The sequence below is a fragment of the Pseudomonas sp. PLB05 genome (assembly GCF_021106615.1).
Classification (GTDB): domain Bacteria; phylum Pseudomonadota; class Gammaproteobacteria; order Pseudomonadales; family Pseudomonadaceae; genus Chryseomonas; species Chryseomonas benzopyrenica.
In genome coordinates, this window is the sequence record NZ_JAJOHO010000004.1 from 229,070 (window position 1) to 246,949 (window position 17,880).

At 67.7% G+C, this 17,880-nt stretch carries 12 protein-coding genes and 1 pseudogene; 4 read left to right on the forward strand and 9 right to left on the reverse strand.

Features of this window, described 5'->3' with window-relative positions; translation table 11 throughout:
• Positions 1-70 precede the first annotated feature (70 nt).
• Positions 71-1,339: pseudogene (locus LRS53_RS24035) on the reverse strand (HAMP domain-containing protein); the annotation flags it as partial.
• A 132-nt stretch (positions 1,340-1,471) separates the two neighbouring features.
• Positions 1,472-3,601: a methyl-accepting chemotaxis protein gene (locus tag LRS53_RS18925; protein ID WP_231356941.1), complete on the reverse strand. Its 2,130-nt coding sequence runs from the start codon at positions 3,599-3,601 to the stop codon at positions 1,472-1,474.
• Positions 3,602-3,743: 142 nt separating this feature from the next.
• On the opposite strand from LRS53_RS18925, the gene LRS53_RS18930 reads away from it, so the two are divergent.
• The gene (locus LRS53_RS18930; protein WP_231356942.1) at positions 3,744-4,565 is read left to right on the forward strand and encodes a M48 family metallopeptidase; all 822 of its coding nucleotides are present in this window, start codon (positions 3,744-3,746) and stop codon (positions 4,563-4,565) included.
• Positions 4,566-4,695: 130 nt separating this feature from the next.
• On the opposite strand, the gene LRS53_RS18935 is transcribed toward LRS53_RS18930, so the two are convergent.
• The gene (locus tag LRS53_RS18935; RefSeq protein ID WP_231356943.1) at positions 4,696-5,697 is read right to left on the reverse strand and encodes a class I SAM-dependent methyltransferase; all 1,002 of its coding nucleotides are present in this window, start codon (positions 5,695-5,697) and stop codon (positions 4,696-4,698) included.
• Positions 5,698-5,726: 29 nt separating this feature from the next.
• On the reverse strand, positions 5,727-6,686 hold the full coding sequence (locus LRS53_RS18940; RefSeq protein WP_231356944.1) for a 2-hydroxyacid dehydrogenase: 960 nt from the start codon (positions 6,684-6,686) through the stop codon (positions 5,727-5,729).
• 94 nt (positions 6,687-6,780) lie between these two features.
• Here LRS53_RS18940 and LRS53_RS18945 point away from each other — a divergent pair, with 94 nt between their 5' ends.
• Complete coding sequence (locus LRS53_RS18945; RefSeq protein ID WP_231356945.1) at positions 6,781-7,368, forward strand: acyl carrier protein phosphodiesterase; 588 nt, start codon at positions 6,781-6,783, stop codon at positions 7,366-7,368.
• On the opposite strand, the gene LRS53_RS18950 is transcribed toward LRS53_RS18945, so the two are convergent.
• Together LRS53_RS18950 and LRS53_RS18955 are read right to left on the reverse strand one after the other, a co-directional pair.
• On the reverse strand, positions 7,311-8,108 hold the full coding sequence (locus LRS53_RS18950; RefSeq protein ID WP_231356946.1) for a lysophospholipid acyltransferase family protein: 798 nt from the start codon (positions 8,106-8,108) through the stop codon (positions 7,311-7,313). The genes LRS53_RS18945 and LRS53_RS18950 overlap by 58 nt on opposite strands.
• Positions 8,105-8,833, reverse strand: a complete 729-nt coding sequence (locus LRS53_RS18955) for a GNAT family N-acetyltransferase (protein WP_160924067.1) — start codon at positions 8,831-8,833, stop codon at positions 8,105-8,107. The genes LRS53_RS18950 and LRS53_RS18955 overlap by 4 nt, the downstream gene beginning before the upstream one ends.
• A gap of 225 nt (positions 8,834-9,058) precedes the next feature.
• Here LRS53_RS18955 and LRS53_RS18960 point away from each other — a divergent pair, with 225 nt between their 5' ends.
• The gene (locus LRS53_RS18960; protein WP_017639847.1) at positions 9,059-9,544 is read left to right on the forward strand and encodes an FKBP-type peptidyl-prolyl cis-trans isomerase; all 486 of its coding nucleotides are present in this window, start codon (positions 9,059-9,061) and stop codon (positions 9,542-9,544) included.
• Between the two features lie 360 nt (positions 9,545-9,904).
• Here the strand turns inward: LRS53_RS18960 and cysZ are convergent, their stop codons facing one another.
• Positions 9,905-10,657, reverse strand: a complete 753-nt coding sequence (cysZ, locus tag LRS53_RS18965; protein WP_068382918.1) for a sulfate transporter CysZ — start codon at positions 10,655-10,657, stop codon at positions 9,905-9,907.
• Positions 10,658-10,956: 299 nt separating this feature from the next.
• On the opposite strand from cysZ, the gene trxB reads away from it, so the two are divergent.
• Positions 10,957-11,931, forward strand: coding sequence for a thioredoxin-disulfide reductase (gene trxB / locus LRS53_RS18970; RefSeq protein WP_068382920.1), 975 nt, complete (start codon positions 10,957-10,959; stop codon positions 11,929-11,931).
• Positions 11,932-12,143: 212 nt separating this feature from the next.
• On the opposite strand, the gene glyA is transcribed toward trxB, so the two are convergent.
• Together glyA and LRS53_RS18980 are read right to left on the reverse strand one after the other, a co-directional pair.
• Positions 12,144-13,397 carry a serine hydroxymethyltransferase gene (glyA, locus tag LRS53_RS18975; RefSeq protein ID WP_231356947.1) on the reverse strand — a complete coding sequence of 418 codons (1,254 nt, stop codon included), beginning with the start codon at positions 13,395-13,397 and terminating at the stop codon, positions 12,144-12,146.
• A 123-nt stretch (positions 13,398-13,520) separates the two neighbouring features.
• Positions 13,521-17,714: an EAL domain-containing protein gene (locus LRS53_RS18980; protein ID WP_231356948.1), complete on the reverse strand. Its 4,194-nt coding sequence runs from the start codon at positions 17,712-17,714 to the stop codon at positions 13,521-13,523.
• Positions 17,715-17,880: the final 166 nt, after the last annotated feature.

Here is a 17,880-nt window from a genome sequence, read left to right on the forward strand (position 1 = left end):
TCTGGGTGGCGGCCGTGTTCACGTCGCTGACCGAATGTACCAGCTGACCGATGAGGTGCTGCAGCGAACCGAGGAAGGCATTGAAACCGCTGGCGATGGCACCGAGTTCGTCGCGGCGATTGACCGTCAGCCGCTGGGTCAGGTCCCCATCGCCCTTGGCGATGTCGTCGAGCATGGCCACCATCTGCCGCAGCGGGCGGGCGATGCGCAGGCTGACCAGCCAGAGCAGCAGCAGGCCGCCGCCAGCCACCAGCAGGCCCACCAGCAGCATGCCGGCCATATCAGTACGGCGTTGCTCGCCGAGGGCCTGTTGCAGGAGATGCAGATCGCTGAGCACCGCCGCGCGGGGCAGCTGCAGGATCAACGTCCAGGTGGTGGCATTGTTGCCCAGGCGCAGCGGTAGATACACCTGATAGAGGTCGTGTTGGCTATCGAAACGGCGGGTCACCCCATCGCCGAGTTGCGCCAGGCCCTGGGCCGCGTCCCCGAGTATCTGCGCGGCCGGCTGACCGAGCGCCTTGGGATTCCGGGTATAGGCCACCAGGGTGCCGCGGTTGGCAACCAGCGCCATGCTGCCCGCGCCCTCGTAGAGATTAGCGTTGGCCTGCTTGAGCTGCTCCTGGATAAAGGCCAGGGACAGGTCGGCGCCGACCACGCCCTTGAAGGCACCCTTGACCAGAATGGGCACGTTGAAGGAGGACATCAGGATCTTCTGTCCATTCATCTCGTAGGGTGCCGGATCGACGATGCAGGGCTTGAGGCTCTGCCGCGGGCAAAGGTAGTACTCACCCTCGCGGACCCCGGTGGGCAGCACCGTCTGGCTTTCCATGGTCGGCCCCAGGGGTTCCACCTTCAGGCCGCCCTCGGGTGTGCGATACCACCAGGGCATGAAGCGACCCGTGGCGTCGTAGCCGGCTTCGCTGCGTCCGGCGTACTGGGCATCCGCGCCGTCGAAGGCATTGGGCTCCCAGCCCGCATAGACATCGAGCAGTTCGGGATTGTCGAGCAGGGTCTGCTGGAGCAGGTTGTTGAGGCCTTCACGGTCGATCCGCAGGGGCCGTTCGGCGCTGCTGTCGGCCTGGGCATTGAGTTGAGCGATACCGCGGGCGACCGTGAGCGGCAGATCCAGCTTCTGCATCAAGCTGCCGGCAATCGCCTGGGCCTGGGCATCCAACCGGGCCTGGGCAGCACGCTCGGCAAGCTGGACGGTATGGGTATCGACCAGGCTTTGGGTGCGCATGCCGGCAAAGAGCACATAACCGACGAGCGCCATGACCACGGCCAGGATGCAGCTCCCCGAAAGCAGCGTGATGGTCGTACGGACTGAGCGGAAAGACATCGACAACACTCCAGTGCTTGGGTGGCGCGAGGTTATCGGCAGTGCACCGCGCTACCTTTAGGTTTTTAGCGGCGCATTGCTGCCGACGAACCCCCTCCCAAGGGGAGCGGCGGGGGCACGCAAATAGCCTTGCTAGACGCGGAAACGTCCCGCCAGCTGGCGTTGCTGCTCGGCCAGCTCGCGCAGCTGCTGGCCGGCACGCGAGGCGCTGTCGGCTTCGCCGTGGACCGCCTGGGCGCTCTGGCCGATATTGACCACGTTGCGATTGATGTCCTCGGCCACCGCGCTCTGCTCCTCGGCGGCGCTGGCGATCTGCAGATTCATGCTGGTGATTTCGCTCACCGCCGCCAGGATGGTGTCCAGAGCGCGCCGGGTGGCCTCGGTCTGGGCGACCTGGGTGCTGGTCTGGGCGCCGCTGGCCTGCATCACCGTCACCGCCTCGCGGGTGCCCTGCTGCAGGCGCTGAATCATGCTCTGGATCTCGCCGGTGGCGACCTGGGTCTTTTGCGCCAGGTTGCGCACCTCGTCGGCCACCACGGCGAAGCCACGGCCCTGTTCGCCGGCGCGGGCCGCCTCGATGGCGGCGTTGAGCGCCAGCAGGTTGGTCTGCTCGGCGATGCCATTGATGGTGGTGAGGATGGAGCCGATGTTCTCGCTGTCCTCGGCGACCCGGCGCACCTGCTCCACCGCACGCTCGATCTCCTCGGCGAGGGCGGCGCTGCTGGCGACGTTCTGCTGCACCAGGCGCTGACCTTCGTTGACCGCGCCGTCCGCCTCGGTGGCGGCGCGTGCCGCGCGACCGGCATTACCGGCCACGTCCTGGGCGGTGGCGGTCATCTCCTGCATGGCGGTGGCCAGCTGGTCGATCTCCTGCAGCTGGCGCTCCACGCCATCGCGGGTGCGCTGGGCGATATGGGAGGTGTGCTCGGCCGCCGTGGCCACCTCGCCCACCGAGCGGATCAACTGGCCGATGAGGCCCTGCAGCGAGGCCAGGAAGCGGTTGAAGCCGCCGGCCATGGCGCCGACCTCGTCGCGGCGCTCGGTGGCGAGGCGCTGGGTCAGGTCGCCGTCGCCCTGGCCGATGGCGTCGAGCATGGCGACCATCTGCCGCAGCGGCCGGGCGATGCGCAGGCTGATCAGCCAGAGCACCAGCAGGCCGGCACCGGCGACCGCCAGGCCCACCAGCAGCATGCCGACCACATCCTGGTGGCGTTGGCTGCCCAGGGTGTCCTTGAGGCTATAGAGATCGGCCAGCACGGCTTCGCGGGGCAATTCGACGATCAGCGTCCAGACCTGGCGGTCGTCGCCAGTGAAGCGCAGCGGCAGATAGACCTGGTAGCGCTCGCTTTTGGCGTCGAAACGGCGGGTGACGCCTTCGCCGAGGTCCTTGAGGCCGGCCAGCGTCGCGCCCAGCACCGGTTCGGCCGGCTTGCCCAGTTGGCTGGCGTCGGCGGTGTAGGCGACCAGGGTGCCCCGCCCGGCGACCAGGGCCATGCGCCCCACGCCGCCATAGAGGCGGCCATTGGCCTTGACCAGCTGGCGCTGGATGAAGTCCAGCGGCACGTCGGCGCCGACCACGCCCTTGAAGGCGCCACCGACCAGGATGGGCACATTGAAGGAAGCGATCAGCACCTGCTGCTCGTTGACCGTGTCAGGCATGGGGTCGAGCACGCAGGTGGTGCGAGTTTCCCGTGGGCAGAGGTAGTACTCGCCTTCGCGTACGCCCGAGGGCAGGCGGGTCTGGCTTTCCACGGTCTCGCCAATCGGCTCCACCGTGACGTCGCCGTCGAGGGTCTTGTGCCACCAGGGGGTGAAGCGGCCTTGCTCGTCGTAGCCGGCGGCGGCGTCGCCGCGATGGCGCTCGTCCTGGCCGTCGATGGCATTGGGTTCCCAGACGGTATAGAGGCTGAGCAGGCCGGGCTGGCGCTTGAGGGTCTGGCCCAGTAGGCGAGTCAGGCCCTGGCGATCCAGGTCGACCTGCTGCTCGCCTGGGCTACCCATGGCCACATTGAGTTGCGCCAGTTGATTGGCCAGTTGCAGGGGGACGTCCAGCTGGCGTTGCAGCTGGTTGCCCACGGCTTCGGCCTCGGCCGTCAGCCGGGCTTCGGCGGCAGCGGCGGCCAGGGTTTCGGTATGGCTGTCGACCAAGGTGCGGGTGCGCTGAGCAGCAAACAGGGTGTAGGCGATCAGGGCGATCACCACCACCAGGATGCAGGCGCCGGCCAGCAGGGTGATGGAGGTGCGGATGGATCTGGAACTCATCGGGGACTCCGGAGGGCATTCAATGCCGTGGCTATCGGCGGCGCTGACGATCCATTGAGGCCTCCGGTCGCCTGCGCACGAACGTTGCCGGGCGCGACGCCCCTCTACTATGCTGTATTCGCCTCGATACCTGGAGATTCCCATGCGCCGTGTTCTTCCCCTCGCGGGCCTGTCCTTGAGCCTGCTACTGGTCGCCTGCCAGACCGTCAACACCACCTCGGGTGGCGCGGTCGGGGTGCAGCGCAAGCAGTACATGTTCAGCATGCTGTCCGAGCAGCAGGTCAACCAGATGTACGCCCAGTCCTATGCCAAGACGGTCAGCGAAGCCAAGTCCGCCGGCAAGCTGGCCAATGACAGCGCCGACGGCAAGCGCGTCGCCGCCATCGCCAAGCGCCTGATCCCGCAGACCGCGGCCTTCCGCCCGGACGCGGTGAACTGGGACTGGCAGGTCAACCTGGTGCAGAGCGACGAGCTGAACGCCAATTGCGGCCCGGGCGGCAAGATCTTCGTCTACAGCGGCCTCATCGATCAGCTCAAGCTGACCGACGACGAGCTGGCGGCGGTGATGGGCCACGAGATCGCCCACGCCCTGCGCGAGCACAGCCGCGAGCAGATGTCGCGGGCCTATGCCATCCAGATGGGCGAGAACCTCGGCGGGGCCCTGCTGGGCGTTGGCCAGGGCGGCATGCAACTGGCCGACCAGGTGTCCCAGGTGGCGCTGACCCTGCCGTTCAGCCGCGGCAACGAGAACGAAGCCGACCTCATCGGCCTGGAGCTCTCGGCCCGCGCCGGCTACAACCCCAATGCCGCCATCACCCTCTGGCAGAAGATGGCCCAGGCCAGCCAGGGCAAGCAGCCGGCGGAATTCCTCAGCACCCACCCCTCCGACGCCAACCGCACCAAGGCGCTGCAGGCGGCGATTCCCAAGGTGATGCCGTTGTATGAGGCGGCGAATAAGGGTTGAGGTTTTGGATTGGGAGAGGAGGTTTCCCTCACCCCAACCCTCTCTCAGGGGGAGAGGGGGGCGGCTCTGGCGCCGAGGTATAGCCGTAGGTTGGGCTGAGCGCAGCGAAACCCTACAGGGCCCGGTGTCGCTACCGTCGCCGGGCGCTGTAGACCTTGAAGCCGTCGCGTTCCGCCAGGGTACGGCAATTGCCGAAGGCGGCCTCGATCAGTGGCGGATAGCGCAGGAAGCTGTTGGCCACCAGGCGCAATTCGCCGCCGGGCTTTAGATGACGCACCGCCTCGGCCAGCAGGGTTTCGGTGGTGCGATAGTCGGTCTTCACACCGCTGTGGAAGGGCGGATTGCTGACGATGGCGGCCAGGCCCGTGGGCGCCGCGGCGATGCCGTCGCCGGCGATCACCGTTCCGGCGAGACCGTTGGCCGCCAGGGTCTGACGGCTGCTGGCCACGGCGAAGGCGTCCACGTCCAGCAGATGCAGGGTACTGGCGGGATAGCGGCGAGCCAGGGCGGCACCGACCACGCCGGCGCCGCAACCGAAGTCCAGCACCGCGCCCTCGGGCAGGCCGTCGAAATGGTCCAGCAGCAGCGCCGTGCCCACGTCCAGCCGGCCATGGCTGAAGACGCCCGGCAGACTGAGAATGTCCAGGTTCACCCCAGCCCGCTCCAGCCGCTGGCGTTGCAGCCAGGCGTCGGGGCGCGGATCGGCTGAGGTGTACGGTCCCTGCACCACCCACAGTTGGCAATGGCGGGCGCTGTCGAGCTTGCTGGCCTTGCCGAAGGCACCCAGCTGGCGCGCGGCGCGTTCGATGCCGGCCTTCTTTTCACCGACCAGATAGAGGCTGCCCTCGGCCGGCAGGCAGCGAGTCAGGGCGGTGAGCAGGAAGTCGGTGGCCTCGCGGGACTTGGGCAGGAACAGCACGGCGCCGGCGAAGTCGCCCGGTGGCGGTTCGATGCCTAGAAGAGAGCGGCCCGGATAGCGCCGGGCCAGTTGCTCGGCCTCGCCGGCGTGCCAACTCCAGCCACTGGCCGCGGGCAGGGCGCCGAGCAGGTCGTCAGCCGGTAGCCCTGCCAGCAGCAGGGGGCCGCCGAAGCGCTCGGGGTGGCGGAGGAGGACTTCGCTGCGCGGATCCATGGGGCTACCTGGCGAAAAAAGCGCGAACTTTAGCAGACCACTCGCTGCGGTGTGCCGGCGAAATGGCCTTCGGCATTGGCGGCGAGCTGGCCGATGATCCGCTGGCGCGCCTCGCGACTGCCCCAGGCGTTGTGCGGGGTGACAATTAGTCGCGGAATGTCGCCGGCCAGCAGCGGATTGCCGTCGCGCGGGGGTTCCACGCTGAGCACATCGGTGGCGGCGCCGGCCAGGTGGCCGCGTCTCAGGCAATCGGCCAGGGCCTGTTCGTCGACGATGCCGCCGCGTGCGGTGTTGACCAGGAAGGCCGTGGGCTTCATCGCCGCCAGCTCGGCGGCGCCCAGCATGCCGCGGGTCAGGTCGGTGAGCGGACAGTGCAGGGTCAGGGCATCCACCTGGGGCAGCAGCTCGGCCAGCGGCAGGCTGCCTGGGCGCGCCGGACGGCTGGGCAACTGACCCACCAGGGTCTGCATGCCGAAGGCTTCGGCCAGCCGCCTGACCGCGCTGCCCAATTCGCCCAGGCCGAGCAGGCCAAGGGTCTTGCCCTCCAGCTCGACGATGGGGTGATCGAGCAGACAGAACTGGCTGGCGGTCTGCCAGCGCCCGGCGCGGATATCCGCCTGGTAATCCGGTAGCCGCGTGGCCAGGGCCAGCAGCAGGGTCAGGGTGTGCTGGGCGACCGAGGCGGTCCCATAGCCCTGGCAGTTGCAGACCCGCACGCCCTGGGCGCGGGCGGCGTCCAGGTCGATGTTGTTGGTACCGGTGGCGCTGACCAGCACCAGTTTCAATCCCGGGCAGGCGGCCAGGGTCTGGGCGTCCAGCACCACCTTGTTGACGATGGCGACCTGGGCGCCGGCCAGGCGCGCGGCGACCTCGTCCGGCGCGCTCGCCGGATGCAGCTCCAGTTCGTCGAACACCGCGCGCAAGGGCGCCGGGTCCAGATCGCCCAGGTCGAGAGAGGCATAGTCGAGGAACACGGCGCGAGCGGGCATGACGACTCCAGCGGAGAATGGAAGGAGGCCCGAGCCTAGCAGCCGCGGGTCGTCCAGGAAAACCGCCCGGTTGTGGCTGGAGTATGCTGGAGGGATGAATTATCTCGCTCATCTGCACCTGGGCGGCCCCAGCCGCGAAGACCGTCTTGGCAGCCTCTATGGCGATTTCGTCAAGGGCTCGGCGGACGCCTGGCCGACCGGGATCGCCGCCGGCATCCGTCTGCATCGGCGCATCGACGTCTATACCGACGACCACCCCCTGGTGATCCGGGCCAAGACGCGGCTGCCCGCAGCGCGGCGGCGAGTGGCCGGGCTGCTGGTGGATGTCTTCTTCGATCACTGCCTGGCACGCCTCTGGCACGACTACGCCGAGCAGCCACTGCCGGGCTTCGTCGCGGATTGCTACCAGACCCTGCTGGACGAACCGGAACTGCCGCCGCGGCTGGCCCGCATCGCACCCTTGATGGCGCGCCAGGACTGGCTGGGCAGCTACACGGACTTCGCCGTGCTGGAACGGGTGGTGGAGGGCATGGCGCGACGGCTGTCGCGTCCGGAACTGCTGACCGGTGCCTTCGCCGAACTGGACGCCGCCTATGACGGCCTGGTCGAGGATTTCCGTGACTTCTATCCGCAGCTGCAGGCCTTTGCCGCCGCCGAACGGGCTGCGCGCGGTTCCAGCTGAATCCCGAGGCGGGCGGCGATGGCCGCCTGGCATTCACCCGCCAGCACCTGGCGCGGCCGGCCCTGGGGCAGGATGGGCGGCAGCAGTTCGATCCTCAGGGTGGTGCCGCCGTTGTCCAGCAGGCGCAGCAGATGGCTCACCAGGTCGTCGTCACCGATGAAGGCCGCGGCCCGGTCGCGCTCGCCCTGCCGCCAGTAGCTCAGCGCTACGGGTTGCAGCGGGGTATCGGTCGCGATGGCCGGACTCAGCAGCCGGCCGTGAAAGGTGCGCAGCCCGCTGCCGTCGGTGGTGGTGCCCTCGGGAAAGAGCGCCAGTGACAGGCCCTGGGTCAGGCGCGTGGTCAGGGCCTCGCCCAGGGCATCGCCGCGCTCGGCCCCGCGGCGGATGAACAGGGTGCCGGCCTGGCGCGTCAGCCAGCCGGCGAAGGGCCACTCCGCCACCTCCGCCTTGGACAGGAAGCCCAGCGGCCGCAAGCTGCCAAGGGCGACGATATCCAGCCAGGACACGTGATTGGCCAGCCAGAGGTGGGTGCCGCGCGGCACCTCGCCGCTGACCTCCAGCCGCAACCGCAGCGCCCGGGCCAGCACCTGGAAGAAGCGCCGCGTCAGCCGTTGCCGCAGCATCAGGCAGGGCCGGCGACTCAGCGCCACCGCCAACGTCACCGTCAGGGCGAACAGTGCTCCGAGCAGCAGCGCGGCCAGGACCGGCAGCAGTCGCCGGGCGCGGCGCAGTCGCCTCATACCGCGGCCTTGAAGTGGCGGGCATAGCGCGGGCAGAGGTCTTCGCGCTTGAGCAGGATGAAGACGTCGGCCACGCCGAATTCCGGATCCCAGCAGGGCGCGCCGCAGACCTGGGCGCCCAGGCGCAGATAGGCCTTGAGCAGGGGTGGCAGCTGTACCACCAGGTTGTCCGGCACGGCGACGAAGGGCAGCGGCCGCCGCGGCGTGGCGCGGATCGCTGGGATGCGTTCGTCCCGCGCCGCCTGGCGCAGCAGGGCGGCCGCCTGCAGGCCGCCGTCGGCCATGGGCACGCTGGCGCAGCCCATGAGGTAGCGGTAGTCGCCGCAGGCCATGATCTCGGCCAGTTCCGCCCACAACAGGGCGATGGCCGCGCCGGTGCGATGCCCGGGCGCCACGCAGGTGCGGCCGATTTCCAGCAGCGGGCCCTGCAGCGTGTCCAGACCCTCCAGCTGGAATTCGCTCTCGCTGTAGAGACTGCCCAGCCGCTCGCGCCGACGGCCGTCGAGCAGCCGGGTGGTGGCTATCAGCTCGCCGCTGCGCAGGTCGCGCACGCCCAGGTGCAAGCAGTGAGCGTCGTAGGGGTCCTGGTCGAGGTTATCGGCGAAATGCACGCCGTAGGTACTGCCGAAGACCGCGGCTCGCAGGCGCTGGGCGGCGCGGATATCTGCAGCAGTCGACAGGCGTTCGGCGCGCAGCGCGGGCGGTGCGGACACTGGAATCGGCATGGCAGGGCTCCGGCAGTGGGTATGCAGCAAACCCTAGGTAGCCGGGATGACAGCCCCGTGAAGCGGCCGTGGCGATTGCGTGACGGGCGGTCGCGCACCGTTGCAGGGGCGCCCTCCAGATGCCTCCGGGCGCCAGGGGACTGACCGAACGCATTCGCAATTGCTAAGTTGGACGCGTAGACTGATGCGTCATCCTAAATTTTTCCCAGCATGAAGGTTCTGGCCATGCAGATCGCGGCGAACACGGCAGTATCCATCGACTACACCCTGACCAACGACGCCGGCGAAGTCATCGACAGCTCCGCTGGTGGTGCTCCGCTGGTGTACCTGCAAGGCGCAGGCAACATCATTCCGGGTCTGGAGCGTGCTCTGTCCGGCAAGCAGGCCGGTGACGAGCTGAAAGTGGCCATCGAGCCGGAAGACGCCTATGGCGAATACACGCCCGAACTGGTTGCCACCCTGGGCAAGGAAATGTTCGAAGGCGTGGACGAGCTGGAAGTGGGCATGCAGTTCCACGCGTCCGGCCCGGACGGCGCCATGCAGATCGTCACCGTGCGTGACATCGACGGCGACCAGGTCACCGTCGACGGCAACCATCCCCTGGCCGGCCAGCGCCTGAACTTCGATGTGAAGGTGGTCAACGTGCGTGCCGCCAGCGACGAAGAAATCGCCCATGGTCATATCCATGGCGAAGGCGGTCACCAGCACTAAGCCTGGCGACAGCTTTCCACGACGCCCGTGTCCGGCCTTGCCGGCGCGGGCGTCGTCGTTTGTGGAGTCCGTGCGGGGAGCGCCCTCACCCCAACCCTCTCCCAGGGGGAGAGGGGGCCAGTTTGGCGGTGTGGGCGGAGCGCGCCGTAGGTTGGGTTGAGGCGGCCTTATCGCCGAAGCCCAACAGCTGGAAACCATGGTATCCGGCGTGATGGTCCGGAGTTGTTGGGCTTCGCTGCGCTCAACCCAACCTACGCGGAAGATAGCCGTAGGTTGGGTTGAGGCGGCTTTATCGCCGAAGCCCAACAATCGGGAGTCGCTGTCGGGATAGGGTGTGTTGGGACGTCCGGCAAGCAGGGCTCAGGAGCGCACCACCAGCGCCTTGTTGCCTTCCTCACGTACCCAGAACAGCGTCGCCCCGGCCACGGCGGCCGGCATGAACAGGGCGTTCAGGCCGGGCACCAGCAGCGCTAGGTAGGTCACGCCACCAAAGCCCAGGCAGCGCAGGCGGCGGGTGCGCAGCCAGGCGAGCATGCTGCGGAAATCCAGCTTGTGGTTGTCGGCGGGAAAGTCGATGTACTGCACCGCCATCATCCAGACGCCGAACAGGATCCACAGCGGCGCGGCGATCAGGTTGAGACCGGGGATGAAGGTCAGCACCAGCAGGCCCAGGGCGCGTGGCAGGTAGTAGCCCAGCTTGCGCAGTTCACGCTGCAGGGTGCGCGGCACCATGGTGACCAGCTCGGTGAGATTGAAGGGTGGGAAGTCGTCCTGCCCGCGCACCAATACCTCGACCTTTTCCGCGAGAAAGCCGTTGAAGGGCGCCGCCACCAGGTTGGCCAGCAGCGTGAAGGTGAAGAAGATGATCGCCAACAGCAGGAGCACGAACAGCGGCCAGAGCAGCCATTCGACGAAGCCCGCCCAGGCCGGCAGGCTTGGCATCAGTTGCTCCAGCCAGCCCTCGAAGCCGCGCACGGCGAAGGTGAGGATGGCGGCGTAGAGCAGCAGGTTGATGGTGAGCGGGATGACCACGAAGCGGCGCATGCCGGGGCGGGTCACCAGGCGCAGGCCTTCGGCGAAGTAGGCGGAGCCGGACAGGGGAGCGACAGCCATGAACATTCCTGACAGGTGGCGGGAAGGCACAGCTTACCTCAGGGCGCCATTGGCGAAGCGGTCGACATAGGCGCACCCTATGGTCTGGATTTAGAATGCTCGCTTCTATGGAAGGGCCATGCCCGTTAGGCTGAGCCCATCCTTGGACCCGGTGTCCGCCCGTCGACACCGGTCGCGCCCTCGCCAGGAGCGATGGGCGCTCGCGGAACGGCTCCGCACGCACACCGGCCGGTGCGCCCCAGCGGCGCGCGGGCCACTTTACTCTTAGGTCTGCCGGAGACCCCGGCAGGGAGAATGTCATGTCTGAAGCCAGCACCACGCGCCATTCGCGCCTTATCATCCTCGGTTCCGGTCCGGCCGGTTACACGGCCGCGGTCTATGCCGCCCGGGCCAACCTCAAGCCGCTGCTGATCACCGGCATGCAGATGGGTGGCCAGCTGACCACCACCACCGAGGTCGACAACTGGCCTGGCGATCCCCATGACCTGACCGGTCCGGCACTGATGGAGCGGATGCGCGAGCACGCCGAGCGCTTCGAGACCGAGATCGTCTTCGATCACATCAACGCCGTGGACTTCGGTGGCAAGCCCTATACCCTCAAGGGTGACAGCGCCACCTACACCTGCGACGCCCTGATCATCGCCACCGGTGCCAGCGCCCGCTACCTGGGTCTGGCCAGCGAAGAAGCCTTCATGGGCAAGGGCGTGTCCGCCTGTGCCACCTGCGACGGTTTCTTCTATCGCAACCGTGAGGTGGCGGTGGTCGGCGGCGGCAATACCGCGGTCGAGGAAGCTCTGTATCTGGCCAACATCGCCAGCAAGGTGACCCTGATCCACCGCCGCGAGACCTTCCGCGCCGAGAAGATCCTGCAGGACAAGCTGCGCGCCCGGGTCGCCGAAGGCAAGATGGTGCTCAAGCTCAATGCCAGCGTCGACGAGGTGCTGGGTGACAACATGGGCGTCACTGGGGTGCGTTTGAAGAACAACGACGGCAGCACCGAGGAGTTGCAGGTGGCCGGTCTGTTCGTCGCCATCGGCCACACGCCCAACACCGCGCTGTTCGAAGGCCAGCTGGACAGCCACGACGGCTACCTGGTGGTGAAGGGCGGTCGCGAGGCCAATGCCACCGCCACCAACGTCCCGGGCGTGTTCGCCGCCGGTGACGTGGCCGACCACACCTACCGCCAGGCGATCACCTCGGCCGGTGCCGGTTGCATGGCCGCTCTGGACGCCGAGCGCTACCTGGATGGCTTGGGCGATCTGCAGGTCCTGTAAGCGCCTGATTGCCGCCTGACAACGAAAAAACCCCGGCACTGGCCGGGGTTTTTTCGTTTCCGGGGTCTTCCGGCCGGCGACAAGACCTGGCTTGGCTGCCTTGACGACCCTGCTGGAAATGCAACGAGCCCCGGCCAATTGGTCGGGGCTCGTTTTTTGGGGTTTCCCTCACCCCGGCCCTCTCCCTGGGGGGAGAGGGGGAAACGTGCCTCTTACTTGCCGTACACCGGCAGGCGGGCGCAGACGGCCTTGACCTTCTCGCGCACGGCATCGATCACCGACTCGTCGCCCATGTTGCCGAGGATGTCGCAGATCCAGCCGGCCAGCTCGCGACACTCGGCTTCCTGGAAGCCACGGGTGGTGACGGCCGGGGTGCCGATGCGCAGACCGGAGGTGACGAAGGGCGAGCGCGGATCGTTCGGTACCGAGTTCTTGTTCACGGTGATGAAGGCGCGACCCAGGGCGGCGTCCGCGTCCTTGCCGGTGATTTCCTGCTTGATCAGGCTGAGCAGGAACAGGTGGTTGTCGGTGCCACCGGAGACCACGTCGAAGCCGCGCTCGATGAACACGCTGGCCATGGCCTGGGCGTTCTTGATCACCTGCTGCTGATAGGTCTTGAACTCGGGCTGCAGGGCTTCCTTGAAGCACACCGCCTTGCCGGCGATGACGTGCATCAGCGGACCGCCCTGGGCGCCGGGGAAGACCGCCGAGTTGAGCTTCTTCTCGATGGCTTCGTTGGCCTTGGCCAGGATCAGGCCGCCGCGCGGGCCGCGCAGGGTCTTGTGGGTGGTGCTGGTGACCACGTCGGCGAAGGGCACCGGGTTGGGGTAGACACCGGCGGCGACCAGGCCGGCGAAGTGGGCCATGTCGACGAACAGGTAGGCACCCACGGCATCGGCGATGGCGCGGAAGCGGGCGAAATCCAGCACCTGGGAGTAGGCGGAGTAACCGGCGACGATGACCTTGGGCTGGTGCTCCTGGGCCAGGCGCTCGACCTCGGCGTAGTCGATCAGGCCTTGCTCGTCGATGCCGTACTGGACGGCGTTGTACAGCTTGCCGGACGAGGACACCGTGGCGCCGTGGGTCAGGTGGCCGCCGTGAGCCAGGCTCATGCCGAGGATGGTGTCACCGGCTTCGATCAGCGCCAGGTACACGGCCGAGTTGGCCTGGGAACCGGAGTGCGGCTGGACGTTGGCGTAGTCGGCGCCGAACAGCTGCTTGGCGCGGTCGATGGCCAGTTGCTCGACCACGTCGACGTATTCGCAACCGCCATAGTAGCGCTTGTGGGGATAGCCTTCGGCGTACTTGTTGGTCAGCACGCTACCCTGGGCTTCCATGACCGCCGGGCTGGTGTAGTTTTCCGAAGCGATCAGCTCGATGTGATCTTCCTGACGCTGGGCTTCCTGCTGCATGGCGGCATACAGGTCGGCGTCGAAGCGGGCGAGGGTGGTTTCACGGCTGAACATGGCGGCAGGGTCCCCTGAGGCATGGCGAAGAGCGAGCCCGGTCGGGCTCGTGAGGGGCAACATTCTACCCCATCGCGGGAACTCTGAGGTATGAGCGCCAGTCATGCGGTGGCGCCACCGGTCTCATGTCAGCACGGGAAACAGACCCTGACGTTCCAGGCGCTGGCGCAGCAGGTCCGGCGGCAAGGGGCGATCGAAGAGGAAACCCTGGACCTCGTCGCAGCCATGGGTGCAGAGGAAGTCCAGCTGCTCCTGCTCTTCCACCCCTTCGGCGATCACCGAGAGGTTGAGGCTGTGGGCCATGGCGATGATGGCCCGGGCGATCTGGGCATCCTGCTCGCCGTGGGGCAGGCCGTCGACGAAGCTGCGGTCGATCTTGAGGATGTCGATGGGGAACTGCTTGAGGTAGTTGAGCGACGAGTAGCCGGTACCGAAGTCGTCCACCGCGATGCACAGCCCCAGGCCCTTGAGTTCGCCGAGCAGTTGCAGGGCTTCGCCGACGTCGCGCATCAGGATGCTCTCGGTCAATTCCACTTCCAGGCAGGCCGGTGCCAGACCGGTCTCGGCGAGGATGGCGGCGATGCGCTGGCCGAGCTGGCCATCGCTGAACTGGCGGGCGGACAGGTTCACCGAGACCTTGGGGATGCGCACCTTGGCGGCGTGCCATTCGCGCATCTGCCGGCAGGCCTCGCGGATCACCCAGTCGCCCACCTGGACCACCAGGCCGATCTCCTCCAGCACCGGGATGAATTCCGCCGGCGAGACGTGGCCGCGCACCGGGTGCTCCCAGCGCAGCAGGGCCTCGACCCCGGTCAGGCGGCGGGTGTCGCAGCGATACTGCGGCTGGTAGTGCAGGCGGAACTCCCCCTGCAGGAGGGCATGGCGCAGATCGGCTTCCAGTTCCAGGCGTTCCAGCGCGCGGGCGTTCATCTCGGCCTGGTAGAACTGGAAGTTGTTCTTGCCCATCTCCTTGGCGTGGTACATGGCCGTGTCGGCGTTCTTCATCAGCTGGCTGAGCTCGCTACCGTCCTGGGGCGACAGGGCGATACCGATGCTGGCGGAGACGAAGAATTCGCGGCCTTCGAGGATGAAGGCTTCGGCCAGCTGGGTAAGGATCAGCTCGCCGACGCGGATCGCCTGGGCCAGGGCGGCCTCGCGGGTTTCCAGGCCGGAAAGCAGCAGGGTGAATTCGTCGCCCCCCATGCGCGCCACGCTGTCTTCGGTGCCGACGCAGGCGGTCAGGCGCATGGCCACCTCCTTGAGCAGGCGGTCGCCGGCGGCGTGGCCGAGGCTGTCGTTGATCGGCTTGAAGCGGTCGAGGTCGAGGAACATCAGCACCACCCAGCTGCCGTTGTGGCGGCTCTGCTGCAGGGCGTTGTGCAGGCGATCCTGGAACAGGGTGCGGTTGGGCAGCAGGGTCAGGGCGTCATAGTAGGCCAGGCGGTGGATGCGTCTTTCGCTGGCCTTGCGCTCGCTGATGTCGACGAAGAAGCAGACATAGCTCATCAGGTCGCCGTCGTCGTCGCGGATGGCGGTGATGCCGACCCAGGAGGGGTAGGGCTCGTTGTCGTGCCGGCGCTGCCAGAGTTCGCCTTCCCAGCTCTCCTCGGTGCGCAGCTGCTGCATCACGTGCTGCAGCTGGTTGGCTTCCTGCTTGTCGGCGCAGAGCATCATGGGTTGCTGGTCGAACACCTCTTCGGGGCTGAAGCCGGTGATGCGGGTGAAGGTGCGGTTGACCCGCACGATGTAGCCCGCCGGATCGGTGACCAGGATGGCGCCGGCCGAGTGGTCGAACACCGTGGCCGCCATGCGCATGTCCTTGTCCGTGCGGCGCTGGGCGGAGATGTCGCGGCAGATGCCGAGTAGGCCGGCGAAGCGCTCGTGGTCGTCCCACAGCGGCTTGAGGCGCAGCTCGATCTGCAGGGTATGCCCCTGGGCGTGCAGGCAGTCCAGCACCAGGGGCGCGAAGTGCTCGCGGCGCAACTCGGCCAGGGCGCGTGGATTGTCGAGGCTGCGCAGCAGCCGTTGCAGGGTGCGCCGGACCTCCTGCCACTGGCGCGAGTGCACCACCAGTTCGGCCAGGGTGCGCTGTTGCAGCTCACCGACGGGATAGCCGAGCAATTCCTCCACCGAGGGACTGATGTAGTTGAGCACCAGCTGGGCGTCGGTGGTGAAGATGACGTCGCTGATGCTTTCCGCCAGCTGCCGGTAGCGATTCTCGCTTTCGCGCAGGCGCTCGCTGGCCCGCACCATATCGGTGACATCCAGGGCCAGCCCGACCACGCTCGCCGCGGTGCCGTTCGCCGCACGGGCAAGGCGCTGCTCGCGCACGTCGAACCAGCGCCAACCGCCGTTGCGGTGCTGCCAGCGCAAGAGACTGCTGCTGGGCTGGTCGGAGAGCGTCGGGCGCATGCTCACCACCCGCTCGTGCAGTTCGAGGTCATCCGGGTGCAGGCGCGCGCGACCGAGGCTGGCGAAGGCCTCCGGCGGATAGCCGAGCTTGAGGGCCAGTGAACGACTCTCGTAGGTCAGTTCGCCGCTGGCCACGTCATAGGTGTAGAGGGTGTCGGGGATGGCGCTGATCAGATTCGACCAGAAGCTGTCGCGCTCGAGCAGGCGCAATTCGCCGAGCTTGCGCTGGGTGATGTCGTTGAGGCTGAGCAGGGTCGCGTCGAGGTGCCTGGGGTCGGCTGGCAGGTGCATGGTCAGCCAGAGGTGCCGTTCGCCCTCGGCGGTGCTGATGCAGGTCTCGAGTTCCAGTACCTGCTGGCCGGAGAGCAGGCCGGCCAGCAGGCGGTAGCGCTTGCCACCGAGCTGGACGTGGGAGTCACCTACCAGCCGCGCCCAGGCCTGGTCGAGGTGCTCGATGCCGAGCATTTCCAGGGCGCGCTGGTTGATCTCGGTGATGCGTACCTGGCGACCCAGGGTATCCAGCACATCGGGCTGGCGGGCGAACAACTCCGCCAGTTGCTCGGGGCGCTCCAGCCCCAGGTCGCGCATGCGGGGCCAGATGGCGCTCAGATCGACCACGCAGATGCCGGTGTGCACCCCGTTGAAGATGTTCTCATAGCGCTGGCGGGTGGTCTGGATGGTGTCCAGGTTGCGCTGCTGGTCGGTGACGTCGCGCAGTACCCAGACGAAACCGTCCTGGGTCTGGGTACGGTCACGCAGGAGCCGGGCGCTGGGCTGGCTATCCGCCAGGGCATGGCAACTGACCGTGAAACGGCGTGGCTGCCCCTCCACCGTCAGGCTGATCAGGGCACCACTGTCCCGCTCGGCGGGCGTCAGGGCAACCAACGGGGGCAATAGACTGGCGAGGACATACTGCTGGGCGTCGTCGGGGGCGATGCCCAGCAGACGGCCGGCCGTGGCGTTGACATGGACCAGGCGGCCATCGGCCTGGGTCATGCAAACGGCTTCCTCGATGCCGTTCAGGGCGGTGCCCGCCAGGCGCAAGCCACGCCGCGAGGCGAGGGTGAGGGCACGCAGGCCCTGGTCTTCGCGCAGCAGCAGGTAGAGCAGAATGGCGGCCACCAGGCCGGACAGGCTGAACAGCGCCAGGCGGCCGAAGGAGGCGCCCAGCAACGTGGCGCCCACGTCTTCGTTGGGGTGGGTACCCACCACCTGCCAGTTGCTGTAGGCCAGCTCCTGGCGGACCTCGTCGATGCCGCTCGCCGCCGGGGTCGCGCCGACGCGGAACAGCAGGGTGCCCTGGGTGCGATCCTCCAGGCGCCAGTCGAGGCCCGATGGCACCCGGCTCGGCCGCCACAGGGATTCGAGCAGGGGCGCGCTGGTCAGCACCCACCAGCCGTCCTGCAGTTGAGGATCGCCGGCCAGCAGCACATAGAGGGGCGCGGCGCTGGCCTCGGCGTTGTAGCCGTAGCGGAAGTCGGCCTGACCGCTGCGGGCGATCAGTTGCTGGATGAAGGCGGCGTCCGGCGTATCACCCAGGCGCGCGGCGCGCAGGTTGGCATTGGCCGGCAGCCAGCGCACCTGTTGCAGGCCGGGAAAGAAGTCCTTGAGGCTGAGCAGCAGATTGGGCGCCAGCGGCAGGGTCGGATCCAGCGACCAGCGCAGGGTGCTGCGCACGGCCTGGGCCTTGAGCGCCAGCCCGAATTCGACGGTGTTGGCCAGTTGCCGGGTCAGGCCTTCCAGCTGTTCGCGACGCAGGGCCTCGCGCTCGGCCACGCTGGCGAAGGCCTGCCAGAACATCAGGGCCAGCATGGCCAGCAGCGAAAGGATCAGCAGACCGCGGGTCAGGCGTCGCGAGGAGGGGGCGAGCGGCTCTTCCGGCAGCGAGGAGGGCGGGCTATTCACGACGGACTGCGTTCCTGCAGAGGCGATGGCCGTTCGGCTGCGCCCGGTTCCGCGGGGCAGGGATGGCCTATGATAAGGGACCGGACGGTGTCTCCGCCGGTTTTTTCCGCGTGATCAGCGCCGGCGCTTTCGTCGCGCGGGGTTTCGACAGCGTTCGCTGCTGACG